At 28.7% G+C, this 16341-nt stretch carries 15 protein-coding genes and 1 riboswitch; of the genes, 1 reads left to right on the forward strand and 14 read right to left on the reverse strand.

Annotated features, from left to right (window positions below):
- Positions 1 to 286: 286 nt before the first annotated feature.
- Positions 287 to 511, forward strand: coding sequence for a hypothetical protein (locus WJW32_RS12865; protein ID WP_340258963.1), 225 nt, complete (start codon positions 287 to 289; stop codon positions 509 to 511).
- Positions 512 to 519: 8 nt separating this feature from the next.
- On the opposite strand, the gene WJW32_RS12870 is transcribed toward WJW32_RS12865, so the two are convergent.
- The 14 genes from WJW32_RS12870 to WJW32_RS12935 form a co-directional block, all read right to left on the reverse strand.
- Positions 520 to 2847, reverse strand: coding sequence for a heavy metal translocating P-type ATPase (locus WJW32_RS12870; RefSeq protein ID WP_445330245.1), 2328 nt, complete (start codon positions 2845 to 2847; stop codon positions 520 to 522).
- A gap of 38 nt (positions 2848 to 2885) precedes the next feature.
- The gene (locus tag WJW32_RS12875; RefSeq protein ID WP_340258965.1) at positions 2886 to 3251 is read right to left on the reverse strand and encodes an ArsR/SmtB family transcription factor; all 366 of its coding nucleotides are present in this window, start codon (positions 3249 to 3251) and stop codon (positions 2886 to 2888) included.
- 194 nt (positions 3252 to 3445) lie between these two features.
- Positions 3446 to 5470: a methyl-accepting chemotaxis protein gene (locus WJW32_RS12880; protein ID WP_340258966.1), complete on the reverse strand. Its 2025-nt coding sequence runs from the start codon at positions 5468 to 5470 to the stop codon at positions 3446 to 3448.
- 309 nt (positions 5471 to 5779) lie between these two features.
- Positions 5780 to 6487 (reverse strand): cobalt-factor II C(20)-methyltransferase, encoded by a 708-nt coding sequence (locus WJW32_RS12885; RefSeq protein WP_340258968.1) that lies wholly within the window; start codon positions 6485 to 6487, stop codon positions 5780 to 5782.
- A 15-nt stretch (positions 6488 to 6502) separates the two neighbouring features.
- Positions 6503 to 7237, reverse strand: coding sequence for an ABC transporter permease (locus WJW32_RS12890; RefSeq protein ID WP_340258971.1), 735 nt, complete (start codon positions 7235 to 7237; stop codon positions 6503 to 6505).
- Positions 7238 to 8086, reverse strand: coding sequence for an ABC transporter ATP-binding protein (locus tag WJW32_RS12895; RefSeq protein ID WP_340258973.1), 849 nt, complete (start codon positions 8084 to 8086; stop codon positions 7238 to 7240).
- Between the two features lie 15 nt (positions 8087 to 8101).
- Positions 8102 to 9550 (reverse strand): ABC transporter substrate-binding protein, encoded by a 1449-nt coding sequence (locus WJW32_RS12900; protein WP_340258975.1) that lies wholly within the window; start codon positions 9548 to 9550, stop codon positions 8102 to 8104.
- A 56-nt stretch (positions 9551 to 9606) separates the two neighbouring features.
- Positions 9607 to 10512 carry a sirohydrochlorin cobaltochelatase gene (locus tag WJW32_RS12905; RefSeq protein ID WP_340258977.1) on the reverse strand — a complete coding sequence of 302 codons (906 nt, stop codon included), beginning with the start codon at positions 10510 to 10512 and terminating at the stop codon, positions 9607 to 9609.
- Between the two features lie 32 nt (positions 10513 to 10544).
- Positions 10545 to 11300 carry an ABC transporter ATP-binding protein gene (locus WJW32_RS12910; RefSeq protein ID WP_340258979.1) on the reverse strand — a complete coding sequence of 252 codons (756 nt, stop codon included), beginning with the start codon at positions 11298 to 11300 and terminating at the stop codon, positions 10545 to 10547.
- A gap of 17 nt (positions 11301 to 11317) precedes the next feature.
- Positions 11318 to 12382 (reverse strand): FecCD family ABC transporter permease, encoded by a 1065-nt coding sequence (locus tag WJW32_RS12915; RefSeq protein ID WP_340258981.1) that lies wholly within the window; start codon positions 12380 to 12382, stop codon positions 11318 to 11320.
- A gap of 104 nt (positions 12383 to 12486) precedes the next feature.
- Positions 12487 to 12663: riboswitch (cobalamin riboswitch) on the reverse strand.
- Positions 12664 to 12850: 187 nt separating this feature from the next.
- Entirely contained in the window at positions 12851 to 13348 is a 498-nt protein-coding gene (ahbB, locus tag WJW32_RS12920; RefSeq protein ID WP_340258983.1) for a siroheme decarboxylase subunit beta, read from the reverse strand.
- Positions 13349 to 13354: 6 nt separating this feature from the next.
- Positions 13355 to 13807: a siroheme decarboxylase subunit alpha gene (ahbA, locus tag WJW32_RS12925; RefSeq protein ID WP_340258985.1), complete on the reverse strand. Its 453-nt coding sequence runs from the start codon at positions 13805 to 13807 to the stop codon at positions 13355 to 13357.
- Positions 13800 to 14798 (reverse strand): radical SAM/SPASM domain-containing protein, encoded by a 999-nt coding sequence (locus WJW32_RS12930; RefSeq protein ID WP_340258987.1) that lies wholly within the window; start codon positions 14796 to 14798, stop codon positions 13800 to 13802. The genes ahbA and WJW32_RS12930 overlap by 8 nt, the downstream gene beginning before the upstream one ends.
- On the reverse strand, positions 14773 to 15969 hold the full coding sequence (locus WJW32_RS12935; protein ID WP_340258989.1) for a radical SAM/SPASM domain-containing protein: 1197 nt from the start codon (positions 15967 to 15969) through the stop codon (positions 14773 to 14775). Before WJW32_RS12935 ends, WJW32_RS12930 begins: the two co-directional genes overlap by 26 nt.
- Positions 15970 to 16341 lie beyond the last annotated feature (372 nt).

The following is a 16341-nucleotide window of genomic DNA, read 5'->3' on the forward strand; positions in this document are numbered from 1 at the left end:
TTAAATAAAAGTTTGTCAGTACTCAGTAACTGACTTTATGTGTTGTTTCCGAAAATCACTGTTTGTGATTTATTTATAACCTACTGTTTAATTTTCAAAGTTCATGTCGTCCGTTTCTCTCGGACAAGTAATAATATATCACCTTTTAAAACATTCGTCAACACTTTTTATTATTTTTTTATTTTTTTATATTTTTCCATGTGTATTTTTACTTGAATAAAGAGAAAATATGAATAAGTATTTGTATACTTTAAAATCATAAAATAATAATTAAGGAGGTTTTATTATGTCTCAAAAAAACCCTGAAGACAAAATAGATGAAACTTATGATAGTAAAGACCCCAAAACACCAGTTAGACCTTTAACAAATACAGTCATGCCTTTTAAGATGAAAAAAGATTCAGAGTATGATTTAGATTATATGGACCCTTTAAGAGCTGTAGAATACCATCCTTTTATACCATCTCATAATAATTTATCTAATAAGGAAATAGATAAAAAAACAAGATAGCCTAAAGGCTATCTTGTTTCCATAACTCTCATACTATTTAAAACAGCTATTAAAGCAACTCCTACATCTGCAAACACAGCTTCCCACATATTAGCTATTCCGAAGGCTCCCAATATTAACACTATTAATTTAACACCAAGCGCAAATACTATATTCTGTATTACTATAACTCTTGTTTTTTTAGCTATTTTTATGCTTTTTACTAATTTCGATGGTTCATCTGTCATTAATACAATATCAGCAGCTTCTATGGCAGCATCTGAACCAAGACCTCCCATGGCAACCCCTATATCAGCCATAGCCAAAACAGGAGCATCATTAATTCCATCTCCCACAAATACAACTTTTGAATTAGATTTTATTCTACCCTTTATCATCTCAAGCTTTTCTACCTTTTGATGAGGAAGAAGTTGTGAGTGAACTTCATCTATACCTAATTCATCCTTAACTTTATTAGCAACTGAAGAATTATCTCCCGTAAGCATTATAGCATTTTTAATCCCCATATTTTTAAGTTCATTTATACTTTGCTTTGAATCACTCTTTATCTCATCTGATATAAGTATATATCCACTGTACTTACCATCTATAGAAATATATATTATAGTTCCAATCTCATTTATCTCAGTACAATCTATATTTTCCTTATTCATAAGCCTATAATTACCTACTAATACATTTTTACCTTCTATATTTACCTTTACTCCATAGCCAAATACTTCTTCATAATCATTTATAGCATTTTCATTTATTTTGTCCTTATATTCACTTACTATAGATACAGCTATAGGATGATTAGAATAAGACTCTGCATAGGCTGCATACTTTAGTAATTCTTCATTTGAAATATTTGAACCCCTTATATCTGTAACCTTAAATATTCCCTTGCTAAGTGTACCTGTCTTATCAAATACAACAGTATCTACATTATTTAATGCCTCTAAATAGTTACTTCCCTTTATAAGTATTCCATTTTTAGAAGCAGCACCTATACCTCCAAAGAAACTCAATGGTATAGATATAACCAGTGCACATGGACACGAAATCACTAAAAATATCAACGCTCTATAGAACCAATCTGCAAATATAGCTCCATCTATAACAAGAGGTGGCACCATTGCTATAAATGCAGATAAACCTACTACTGTAGGAGTATAATATTTGGCAAACTTAGTTATAAAGTTTTCAGTCTTTGCTTTTTTGCTACTTGCATTTTGAACTAAATCAAGTATCTTAGATACAGTTGATTCTGAAAATACCTTAGTTACCTTAACCTCAAGAACACCGTTTTTGTTTATAAATCCTGAAAGTACACTATCTCCTACCTCTACATCTCTTGGAATCGACTCTCCTGTTAAGTTAGAAGTATCTATATTAGATTTTCCATTGATTATTATCCCATCTAATGGTACCTTCTCTCCAGGCTTAACTACAATAATATCATCAACATTTACTATTTGAGGTGAAACCTTTTTGATTCCACCATTTTCTTTTATATTTGCAAACTCAGGTTGAATTTTAAGAAGCTCTTTTATAGACTTTCTAGAATTATTAACTGCTTTTGATTGAAAAAACTCACCTACTTGATAAAATAGCATAACTCCCGCAGCCTCTGGAAACTCTTTAATTATAAATGCACCAATAGTCGCTATGCACATCAAAAAGTTTTCATCAAATACCTGTCCTCTCAATATATTTTTAAATGCCTTTAATAAAACATCTCCACCTATTAATATATAAGCTATAAAAAATATTATAAACTCTATAGTATTTGAAAATTTGCCTATGATTCCTATTCCAAACAATAAAGTCCCTATACCCATCTTAATTAATTCTTTTTTATTAAAGTCATCTTCTTCATATTCATGTAAATTATCTTCATCCTCACTTATAACCTTCACATGAGGTTCTTTCTTAACTACTATATCCTCAATCTGTTTAGAAATTTTTTCTAAATCAAATTTATTTTCAACTAAAACTGTTAATCTAGTAGATACAAAATCTAAGTTAACATCCTTTACCTTATCTAAATTAAATACATCTTTTTCTATTTCTCCTGCACAATGAGCACAATCTAAGTTTTTAAGAATAAAGACTTTTTTATAATAATTATTCTTTTCTTTGACCTCAACATGAGGCTCAAGCTTTTTAACTATACTCTTAGTAGCATCTATAGCTTCACCTGCCATGCTCGAATCTCCAAGCTCTATTGAAAGAGTCTTAGTAATAAAATTTAAAACAGCAGAATTTATATAAGATAACTTATTAACCTCTTCTTCTATCTTAGTTGCACAATGAGCACAATCAAGACCTTCTAATATAATTTCTTTTTTCACTATAGTTTCCCCCTTTTCTATATTAAAAGTATGAATATTTACCTATGATTTATATGAGCAAGACCAGTATCGAATATATCCTTAACATGATCGTCATCAAGAGAATAATAAGCGACCTTGCCCTCTTTTCTAAACTTAACAAGTCTTGCATTTTTCAAAACCCTTAACTGATGAGATATAGCTGATTGAGTCATCCCTAAAAGAGCAGCTATATCACACACGCACATTTCTGACATAAATAATGCGTATATTATCTTTATTCTAGTTGTATCCCCAAACACCTTAAAAAGTTCAGCCACATCATATAACCTCTCTTCCTCAGGCATTTTATTTCTAGCATTTTCAATTATATCTTCATGTATTACATTACAACTACAAGTCTGTATTTCTTTTTCTTTATTCATAATCTCCTCCTTATATATGAATACTTATTCATATGTTTATATATTCATTATATTCCTCCATCTGTTTTTTTGCAACAAAAAAACCTCAGATTATTTATAATCTAAGGTTTCTTATTTTATATGTAATTATAAAGTTATATAATTTTTAATACTCAAATAATACATGAACTATGCGGTAGCATAAAGCGAATTTTTTATTCAGTTTTAAACTTACCAACTTCATTCTTTAATTTATCTGATAATACTTTAAGATCTTCAGAACTTTGGACCATATTTTCTACAACAGCTAAGGTCTGCTGTGTGCTAGCAGAAACTTCTTCTGTTGAAGCACATGTTTCCTGTGCTAGTTCAGATATACTATTTATAGATACAACTATATCTTCTTTATTATCTATCATATCATCATTTAAATTTTTAACATTAGTTATATCATTTGATATATTTGATATAGCATTTGATATTTTATTGAATATATCTCTAGTCTCTATTACAGATTCCTGTTGATACTCCAAAGTCTGTGATACATTCTCTATACTTTTAACAGATATATTAGATTTTTCTTGTATTTTTGTTATTAACTCTCCTATTTTATAAGAAGCTTGAGTTGTTCCATCTGATAACTTTCTTATTTCATCCGCAACTACTGCAAATCCTTTGCCAGCTTCACCAGCTCTTGCAGCTTCAATAGAAGCATTAAGTGCTAATAAATTTGTTTGACTAGCAATTGTATTTATCGCCTCTATTATATTACTTATTTCTTTTGAGCTTTCCTCCATATCCTTTATAGCTGAATCTAACTCCTTACTATTATCAATAGTCTGTTTAGTTTTATCCGTAAGATCTTTTACGATTTCTATACCCGATTCATTTAAACATACAGTTTCCTCAAACCTTTGATTTATATTGCTTATTTCATTTGATATTGATGTTATACTATTTGATAAATCATTTGCCTTTTGGCTTCCTTCTTCTGTATCCTTTGCCTGTTGATTATTGCTATTTGCTATTTCCTCAATAGCACAAGCTACTTGATTTGTGCTATTCTCAGTTACACAAGACATCTCTTCTATATCATTAGACATCTTATATACCATTTCAGAAGAAAGTTTTATTTCATTTAAAAGATTTTTTAAACTTATAATCATCTCATTAAAACAAATTCCTATATGACCAAATTCATCATCAGTATTTATATTTATATTTTGACTAAAGTCACCATCACTGGCACTCGTAATAGCATCTTCTAATTTTTTTAACGGCTTAGTTATCATATTACTTATTATATTAGCTAGAATTAAAGCTACTATAACAGAAATTACAAGTAGTAATATAGATGTATTTCTAATAGTATTAATCTCTTCCTTTATTTCATCTTTAGAAAAATCGATACCTATTATCCAACCAGTTCTTTCATTTTTTATACAATGCATAAAATTATCTTTAGTTAATGAACTTCCCATTTGTGAAAGTAGTAATTTTTTATCTTCTTCGCTTAAATTCTGACCTATTGTTTTTTTATCATTATTTACTACATATTTTCCATCTTTACTTACCATAAATACGTATCCAGTTTTCCCCAATGTTATCTTTCCATATTTTTGAGCAAATCCTTCTAAATCAACATCTATTCCAACAACTCCCATTATTTCTCCATTTGAATCTTTTAACGCCCTACACATTGTAAAGTTAAGTTTATTAGTGTTTGCATCTATATAAGGATTTGTGTATACTATTTGATCGCTATTTTCAATAGCTTCTTTATACCAACCTCTTGAAGTTGGGTCATATGATGGATTATCAGACATGCCATTTTCAGAATCTGCAAACATCCTTTTATTCTTAGTTCCTATATATGCAGATAAGAACTTATCGTTACTGTTAGTAATGTCATCTAAAATTTCCTTTGTTACATATTCTATATCTTCTTTACTGTCTAAATTTCCATCTATAATACCATCTTCTACTTTTACTAGATTTATAAAGTTTTGATTATTAGATATAAGATCAAGTGTGTTCTCAATCCCTATAAAAAACTCATCTAAATTTCCATCTATTTGTTGTGTGATTTCATCAGAACTTTTTATCAATCTTTCTTTAACAACTTTATTTGCTTCATTATACGATAGAAAAGCTGAGGTTATTAAAGGCATTAATATAGCTGAAATTATTATTGGAAATAAAACAGCTTTAATGGATTTTTTTTTGTTTGTTATTTTCATTATTTCATCTCCTCTTGTATCGAATACTATATAGAATATTTCTAATTACAATTATATACTAATTCTCTATATTTTGTTATACTTTCTAACTATAAATAAGAAGTATAGCATACTTTATAGTGCTTAAACTTATCCGTATCCTTAATAAAGCCACTCTATAAACTGTTATTTTAATATTATAACTTTCATTTAAATGTACAAGATTAATTGCAAAAAGATGGATATCAAAACATTAGTTACTTTTTAAAATTAAGCAACATATTTTAATTCCCATCTTTTTAGTATAGTTCACTTAAAAATCTTTATATTTTATCCTACTCGCTTTTCTTCCTTATTTATCAATATAGTAGAAAAATAAGATATTTTATCCTTATCTAAATCTGCTAAATTAGTATAAACCTTTTCTTCATTCAAAGAAGAATTACTAACTAAAATTGCATGGTCTAATAAATCATTCTTTTTAATCTTTTCTATTATCTCCTTAAAATTCTTATACACCTTCATAAGAACTATAGAACTGTAATTTTTAAGTGCATAATCAAGTTTAGACTCATCAGTAGTACAAGGAACTACTATTAAAGGTTCTCTATCCATAACAAGAGGAAAATTTTGATTTGATGCTATATTTGAAAAAGATGATATTCCAGGTATAGTCTCAACCTCAACCTTACCTCTTACTCTTTCAAGTAAGTATACATATGTACTATATATCATAGGATCTCCAAGAGTTACAAATCCTACATTTTTTCCATCTTTAACATCCTTTTCTATCTCAATAGCAATTTCATCCCATGCCTTAGTTTTTTCTAAATTATCAAAATTCATAGGAAAATGTCTTTGCTTTATTTCAAGATCTTCTTTTAAATATTCTTGAACTATTGATAAAGCTAAGCTCTTACCTTCCTTTTTAGGCTCTGGAGTATATAATATATCTAACTCCTTCAATATATTCACAGCTTTAATTGTAAGTAATTCACTATCTCCTGGTCCTGTACCTATTCCATAAAACTTACTCATTTTTTATTCCTCCCCTTACTTGATTTCTTTATAACTTACATAAATACCCATTAAAAAGAATAGTATAAAATATATTAATAAGATTAATACTGAAGAGTAATTAACCGTATCAGTTAACGCAATAGATCTTAAACTCTGAGTTACATGAGTGAGTGGTAATATCATTATAATTTTTTCAACTGCAGCAGGCATTTTATCTAGTGAAAAAAATGTTCCACATAAAAACGACATAGGGGTTATAACAAAAGTTGTAAACCTATTCATATCATAATGATTATCTATTACCATAGCAGCCACATACCCAAAAGCTGAAAATAACATACTGTTTAAAATGCATACTAGTAAAAACATAAAGTTCACATTTATATGTACTCCAAATAAATAAGAAACCATAAGTATTAAGAATCCAGCATACAAACCTCTAAGTGCTCCTGCTATTATATAACCCAATGTTAAAAGATACATCCTAACAGGTGATGTCATATAGTACTCAAAACTTCTCTCATGTAATTTTGCAACTGTAATTCTTATAGCTACAGCATTAAAACTTGTATTCATAGTAGATAAAGCTATTATACCAGGTATTATGAAGTATATATAAGTGTGACCATCTACTATAACTCCATCTCCAAGACCCCATCCAAATGCTATTAAATACAGAAGAGGACTCATAACTGCTCCTGCAGTTATTCTAAATGCTTTTCTTTTAAAGAAAATAAATTCTCTCCATAAAATAGTTGCAACTTCCATTTAAATTACCTTCCTATTTGTAAAATTATAAAATACATCTTCAAGACTCAAATCTCTAAGTATAAAGCTTTCTTTAATATCAGTTGAAAATTTATTAGCATCATCTATACTTTTAAAATATCTATATTTAGTAACCTTATTTTCATCAAAATATTCTATTGTATATTTTCCAAGACTATTTTTGAGATTATCACTTGTATCCTTATAAAATATTTTACCCTTATCCATAAGAGCTATTTCATCACAAAGACTTTCAGCTTCTTCTATATAGTGAGTTGTTAGTATTATAGTTTTCCCCATATCCTTCATTAGTTTTAGTATATCCCATATCTTTCTTCTAGAGTTCAAGTCTACCCCTACAGTTGGTTCATCTAGAAAAAGTATCTCTGGATCGTGTATTAAAGCCTTTGCTATCATAAGCTTTCTCTGCATTCCACCAGATAACTTTTTTGCCATTCTATCTTCGACTTTTTTAAGGTCCATATAATCTAGTAAACTTTCTATTTGATCTTCTCTTTTCTTGCCTCTAATACCGAATAGTTTAGCCGACAATATAAGATTTTCCTTTACTGTCAAGTCCTTGTCCAAATTCATATATTGAGGAACTATTCCTATTTGTCTTTTTAAAAATACATTCTTTCTATCCATTTTCTGATCCATTATATATATTTCTCCACTAATAGGTTTCAAAAGTCCTATCAGCATATTTATAAGAGTTGTCTTTCCTGCACCATTAGGTCCTAATAGTCCAAAAAAACTTCCTTTTTTTATAAGTAAATTTAAATCATCAACAGCACAGAAATCACTGTATTTTTTTGTAACATTTTCAATTCTTATAATTCCATTCATATCAACATCACCTTATTAATTAATGGCTTTTAATAAATCTAAAGATTTTACTACATCTTCTCCTGTAACATAATCCTTTGGATTAAATTTATTGTTTTTAAGTTCCATAAGCTTATTATCTACTATCATCTGTACTATTCTTTCATTTTCAACCTCAGATATATCAGAAATATTAATTTTAGTATCAACAGGCTTTATATCATCTACCATGAATAAAACTTTTGCAAATTCTTCTCTTGTAATCTTATTATTAGGGTAAAATAACTCTTTATTATTTTCTTTAAATCCATTTATATATCCAGTTGTAACTGCCGTTTCTATAAAGTTAATTCTCTCATCATTTATATCTACATCCTCAAACATGCCATATGTATGTCCTTTATGCTCTTTTTTATAGTACTTAGATGTAGGAATAAATGTAGGTTCATGTTTAAATTTAACTATTATTTCAGCAAATTCTTCTCTTGTTACTTCTTCATCAACATCGTATTTAGAATAATCATCAAATATTTCTGGATAAAACATTCTACACATCTCATTTATACCATCTAAATATCTAAATGTAGGGCTTGATATTATTTTCTGATTTATAACATATACTCTATCATTTTTTATAGCTTTTATAGTATCAAATCCAGGACGTATATTTATAGAGTGCTTATTTCCACCAGCATTCATAACTCCATTTTGAGATACAAACACATCTATATCATCAGCTTTTTCAAGTATTCGCTCTGTTCCATATGCAGCTATCGAACTACCTTCTTTTATCGGTTTTGCATCACTTGCTATATTAGTTCCTCCCGCTATATTAATAGCCATAGCAGGCATAGAATCTACAGTAACAGTTTTATAATCTTGCTCTGATGACTCAAAATAGACATTTACCTTGTTATCTATATTTTTAGTTTTTTCTTTTATATTATCTATTTGTGTATGAAAATCCTCTAATAAGGTCTTAGCTTTATCCTCAGTTCCAGTTAAAATAGATAGTTTGTTTATGTAATCATCTAACTCATCAAAAGATTCAGGATATAATGACACTACATTAATCCCCGCTTTTTCTAAAGCCTGTACAAAATCTGGACGAGATCTATTTATAAAAGGTCTTATTAAAACCAAGTCAGGCTCTTCAAGAATTATCTTTTCTGGGTCTGCATTTTTATAGTCAAATTGTTTTTTTTCAAGTACCTTAGCTGGATATATATCACTCGTTCCAACACCTATTATTTCATGATCAATACCTAACTTGTATAAATTCTCTGTATGTGCTGAATAAAGAGATATTATCTTTTTAGCTGGTTCATCCATATTTATTTGTTTTTGATCATCATCTACAAAGCTTATTTTATATTCTTTATTGTCTGCTGAATTCTCTTGATTTGTATCTGAACATCCAGTAAATACTAGCATTCCTATCAAACAGATAATTAAGAAAAATACATTCATGTTATATTTTACCATATTTTACCCCCCACGTATAAAAATCATCAGCAAATACTGATGATTTTTATTATTTATTATTCTTCTGTAGTTTCTTTCTTCATAGCTTCTTTTGCATGATTTACGTACATGTCTTGTACTTTTTCATTTTCTCCTAAACCATGTAAGTAACTTTCAACTACAAAGCCTTCTTTCTTTAATATGCTCTTCCAAGAATCTTCTTCATCTCCAGCCATATCATTATTAGCATGGTCTCCTGCAACAAGCATTAATGGCATTAACGTAACTTTTTCTATATTATTTTTCTTCAACTTATTTATTACATTATCAAGTGTTGGATATCCTTCTACTGTTCCTACATATGCATTAACTCCCATATCTTCTAGCATATAATCTAAGCATGAATAAGTAGCATTAGCATAGTGATGAGTTCCATGACCCATAAATACTACAGCTTCATTGTCTTTTAATTCTCCTATTTGAGTTTTTAAACCCTCTACTAAATCTTTGTAGTCTTGGATGCTAGTAAGTAAAGGTGTACCCATTTTTATTTTGTCAAAGTCATCTTTATATTGATCTACAACTACAGCTAAATCATCGTATTCAGCTCCATTCATTACATGAAGTGGTTGAACTACAACTTCACTAAATCCTTCTGACTTCAATTTTTCTAAAGCTTGAGTTGGATCGTCAACTTCTATACCGTCTCTTTCTTTAAGCTTTTTTATAATCATACCTGCTGTAAAAGCTCTTCTCATTTCATAATCAGAAAATGCCTTATCTATCTTTTGTTCAGTGGCTTCTATAGTAACCTTACGTGTATCTGCATAGCTAGTCCCAAAACTTACAACTAAAATTGCCTTCTTGTTTGGATCCTTCTTAACTTCCTTTTCTTCAGTTCCAGCAGCACTTGAACATCCTGCTAAAACTCCTCCTAAAAGCATCATACTTACTAATAAAGCTAAATACTTTTTAATTCTCATTTAAATCTCCTCCTTATATATTATTATCCGTTCTAAGCGCGTATTAAAAATCCTTTATCCTCTATTTGGTCTACCTGTATATCAAATACATCTCCTATAAAGTTTGTCGTCATTATATCATTAGTTTGTCCTTTTGCTACAACTTTTCCATCCTTTAAAACACAAACTTCATCACTAAACATATAAGCTAGGTTAAGGTCATGTATAACTGACACAACCGTTAAATTCTTAGTTTCTACTAATTTTTTGATAAGCTTTAAGCATTTAATTTTTTGGGATATATCCATAGCCGAAAATGCCTCATCTAAAAATAAAACCTTTGGCTCTTGAGTCAATGCTTTTGCTATCATAACTCTTTGAAATTCGCCTCCACTAATCTGAGTTACAAGAGAATCTGCAAATTTTAAAGTATCTGTTGTCTCCATAGCTTTATAGACTATTTTTTTATCTATTTGACTGAGTCTATTGATTCTCTTTAAAAAAGGTTTTCTTCCCATCATAACTATTTCAAGACATGTGAATGGAAATTTTATATCACCTTTTTGATTAATTATTGCAAAATTTTGTGATAATTCTTCTACTCTATAATCTGAAATATTCTTACCCATATATTCAATAATACCTTTATGATTACTTAAGTATCCAGTCAATAAATTAAGTAATGTCGTTTTTCCAGATCCATTTGGCCCTATTATAGATAAAAACTTTCCTTTATCTACATCTAAGCTTATATTATCCAATATCATCTTTTCATTATATTTAAAGCTAACATCTTCAACCTTAATCATATAACCACCCTCTGAATTTATTGTATACTCTTGTTTTTACTTGTAAATATGTATATAAAAAATGGGCCTCCAAATAAAGTAGTTATAACTCCTACAGGAATATCTATATTAAATAATGATCTTGATATATTATCTGCCATTAAAAGTAATATAGCTCCTAATAAAGATGATATTGGTATAAGATATCTGTTGTCAGATGTCAATGAAAATCTAACTATATGGGGAACTACAAGCCCTATAAATCCTATTATTCCACTAACTGATACACAAACAGCAGTTATCAAAGATGCACATATTAAAAATATATTTCTTGTTCTTTTAGTATTAACACCTAGCGCCCTAGCTTCTTTTTCTCCAAAAGCTAATATATTCAAGTCATCAGCAAAATATATACATATAATTGTGCATATGATGATAATAGGGAAACTTACTATAACTTGAGACCACGTTCTTGAATTAAGACTTCCCATAAGCCAATATATAATAGCAAAAACTTGTTCTCCTGATGTGCTTTTTAAAAAACTTATTCCTGCTGATAGTATAGAGCTTACTATTATTCCAGCTATAACCAAATTAGAAGAACTCATATAACCATCTATATTTGCTATTTTCATAACTATTAATAACGTCAATATTGCTCCTAAAAAAGCAAACGGCGTTATAGGCATAGGCGTTTGTATTATAAATATATTCATATATATACAAAGAACTGCTCCAAATGCTGCTCCTGTTGAAACTCCTATAGTATATGGGTCTGCAAGAGGATTCATAAGAAGAGATTGAAATATCGCTCCAGATACAGCAAGGCCTCCACCTACCAATAAAGCTACTAAAATTCTAGGTAACCTTATATCCCATACAATAGCAAGTTTAGACTTACTTATACCATCTAATATATCCTTGTTTGATGTTATCTTTGATGCAATAATTTTTACAACCTCCATTACCTTAATATCTGCTCGTCCTACGTTAACAGACATTATAAGAAGTAATAAAGATAAAAATAATAATGCTATACCTATTAAAAATGCTTTTCTTCTTTTAACTTCTAAGTTATCCATTATGTTGTTTTCTTTTATCATTACATACCTCTTTTTCCAAAAAAAAACTCCTATGGGAGTTTTTTGATATGTATAATTTTAGGATATAATCCACCTATTATCATAACGCTCATCTCCCTCCGAAATAGCTTTTAAAATTATAGGCAGGTCTCCTGACTCACAGTCATCCTACTCCCTCACCTTCCCAGTTTTACCCAGTGGTTATCGAGGTTTCGTTACTGCTTACAGTAGCGGGGGCTGTGTCAGTTTTTCACTGATCTTCCCTTTTAATTTTTAATAAAACCTATAATCTTCATATTAAGTTTTTAATACTTATACACACATTTTATATTAATATATAGTAAAAAGAAAGGATTTTTTTCATACATTTTATTACTCCATTTTCCAATTAACGACATGTAAATTATATTTCTATAATATTTATTATTTTTAAATATATATAATAAATCATAGTTAAATTTCAAAACAACTTTTTATATCATCAATAAATTATATTATTATTTTTTTAAAACCTTCAATTAACCATTCTAAATTCGGACTAGTTTTTTTTAATTCTTTCAATGTATACAATACTTTAAATGAATTATTTTGCATAGTATTTGATAAATAATTTATTATGCTGTCTACTTCATATTTGTTTTTCCCATGAATCATTGTATATAAATTATAGTCCCAGTTTAAACATACTTCCCTTTCATATACATGACTTATACTTTTTATGCTCTTTATCATATCTATAAAATATTCTATTTTATCTTTTTCTATATTCCAAACAACCATAGCATTACTATCATAACCACTTTTTTGATGAACCATTATAGGTGATATACGTTTTAAGTATCCTTTTTCATTTAATTTTTTCAATCTATTTATCAGCTCATCCTCAGATATATCAAATATTTTTGCCATATCCTTGTATAAGCTTTTACTTAATTCTATATTTTTGGACAGATAAACTATTATATCCCTGTCTATTTTGTCTATCAATTTAAATCACCCTTTATTATCAAAATCAAGATATACCTTAACCTTATGTTTATTTATGCAACTAAGACTTATCATATCTTCACATTTTATTCTTTCTTTTATTTCTTTAAATATATTTTCAAGTTCTTCTTTTGATGAAGCCATTAAAGTAAACCATATATTATAATCATCATCTCTTTGATAATTATGAGTTACTCCGCTGTATTCATTTATGATTTTTGATGTATTTTCTACATCCTTTGATTTTACAGCTACAAGTGTGCTTTTTATGCCTATTCTCTGGCTGTCAAATATACCTCCAAATCTTCTTATATAACCGTTTTGTTTTAATCTATTTATTCTTTCAACTATTTCATCTTCTGTTATATTAAGTTTATTAGATATATTTTTAAAAGGATTCTTTTCAATAGGTATCCCGTCTTGTACTTCATTTAATATCAATTTATCTATATTATCCATCTATTTTCTCCTTTAAGCAAAATACATCTTCATTCATATAATTTCCACTTGAACTGTATGCTCTAGCCCTACATCCCCCACATATATTGATATTCTCACAATTACCACAGTTTCCATTATACTCTTTGTAATTTCTGAGTTTATTGAATATCTCTGAATTTTTCCATATATAATCAAAAGATTCTTCTCTAACACTACCTACTTTAATAGGTAGATACGGACATATATGAACATCTCCATTAGGAAGTATACAGCAATACTTAATTCCTGCTATACACCCCCTAGAAAATCTCATATTCATCCCCTTATTTTTCGCCTCTACCATAAATTGAGGTGCACACGTTGGTTTAAGCTCTATATGAGTATCCTTTTGCTTATCTAATATTTTATTTATAATATCTTTATACTCTTTTTTGTTAAGACCGTATGACCCTATCTCCTTAGCTCTGCCAACTTCTATAAGAAAAAATGGATGGTGCGAATGTCCTCCAAGAGAAGATATATAATCTGTAATTTGAATTACCTCTTCATAATTGGATTTTGTTACAGTAGTATTTATTTGAACTTTAAGTCCTACTTCTATACATGCTTTGATCCCATCTATAGTTTTCTTGAAGCTTCCTTTAACTTGTCTAAATTCATCATGTTTTTCTTCATCCAAACTATCAAGACTTATAGCTACTGCTCTAACCTTAGATTCTTTTAATTTTTTAGCTACTTTCTCATCTATTAGTGTTCCATTTGTTCCTATCCCACTTATAAGTCCAAGAGAACTTGCATATTCAGTAAGTTCATATATGTCATCTCTTAAAAGAGGTTCTCCTCCGCTAAATATCAATATCTTAAATCCAGCTTTATGTATTCCCCTTATAAGTTCTTTTCCTTCCTCTGTTGACAATTCATCATTTGAATCAAGATTAGGTCCTGCATCTCTGTAGCAATGCTTACAATATAAGTTACAATTTTTAGTCATATTCCACGATATAATCATTTACTTCACTCCTAATCTCATCATCTGTAAGGTAACAACCAGGGTCCTCAGCCCATATATCATTATAATATCCATACGCTCTCGCTCTAAGATTACCGTTACATATATCAAGCCATTTACATGTCTTGCACCTTCCTTTTACCTTATCTTTTTTATTTCTTATTTCATTTAATAACCCATCTTTATTTTCATTCCATATATTCGAGAATGAATCTTGCTTTATATTCCCAAGCAAGTGATTTTTAGAGAACTGGTCTATATATACATTCCCTTTATAATCTATATTTGATATAGCAATTCCCGATCTATTTCCTCCATTTCTAGTTAATAGATCAAGTATCCTAATTTTTTGATATTTATCATTTTCCTTTAGATACATATATATACCATCTGCAAAGTTTGCAACTGTAAGAATTTCTTTATCTATATCATTTTCTATATTATTTTTAACATAATCATATAAATTATCTAATACTTCTCTAGTTTGCTCATGTGTCAACATATCATTTATTATATCTTGTCCCCTACCACTTGGTACTAAATGATAAAAACATATTCTAGATATATCTATATCATCTACTAATTTAAGTATATCTTTTACTTCTTTATAGTTCTTCTTTTGTATTGTAAATCTAAGTCCTACTTTTTGATCTACTTCTTTACAATTATTTATAGCCTTTATTATGGATTCATATGCTCCATCTACACCCCTGAATAAATCATTAGTTTTTGAAGTTCCATCTAAACTAATTCCAACATACCCTATTCCTAGATTCTTTAATTTTCTAGCAACATTTTCTGTTATAAGACTTCCATTAGTTGAAAGACTCACATTTATTCCCTTAGATCTTATATACTCTATTATTTCAAATATATTTTCTCTCATTAAAGGTTCTCCACCAGATAATAAAATTACAGGAACGTTAATTGTGGCTAAATCATCAACTACTGTCTTTATCTGTTCAAATGTAAGTTCCTCTTGATCTTTCGTAGCTGTCGCACTTGAATAACAATGCTTACACTTAAAATTGCATACATTTGTTATATTCCATACTACAACCGGACCCATACCTTTTCTAACCCCAGCTTTAGCTTTTGAACAGTCCTTTGAGTATCTTATACTATCTTTTTCTATATCATCTTTACTTAATAATTTACTTAAATCTATCATACATAGTCTCCTTTTTCTAAAAATCCTAGACTTTTTAATAATACCACAAAATGTATTATTTCTAACAATTAATGAATAGTTTTTTAGATTAGCCTAACGGACTATAATACCAGAAACTTAATTAATATAAATTTTATATAATAGTTCTGAAACTTTAGTAATGTTTTATATGTTTTTTCATCTTTTCATCTCTCCCAGTAATCACGTAAGTTTTTTATTTGAGGGTTAGCTTTATGGGACTCCCGCATACAAAAAAATAGATTATTTAAATGTTAGTTACCTAGATTTCGTACAAATGTAATTATTTATTCACTATAAAATACCAATTGATCAAATCTCTAATTTGGAAAAATTATAGCTCTTAATCCCAAA

This window comes from Tepidibacter sp. Z1-5 (genome assembly GCF_037844525.1).
In the GTDB taxonomy this organism is placed as follows: domain Bacteria; phylum Bacillota; class Clostridia; order Peptostreptococcales; family Peptostreptococcaceae; genus Tepidibacter_A.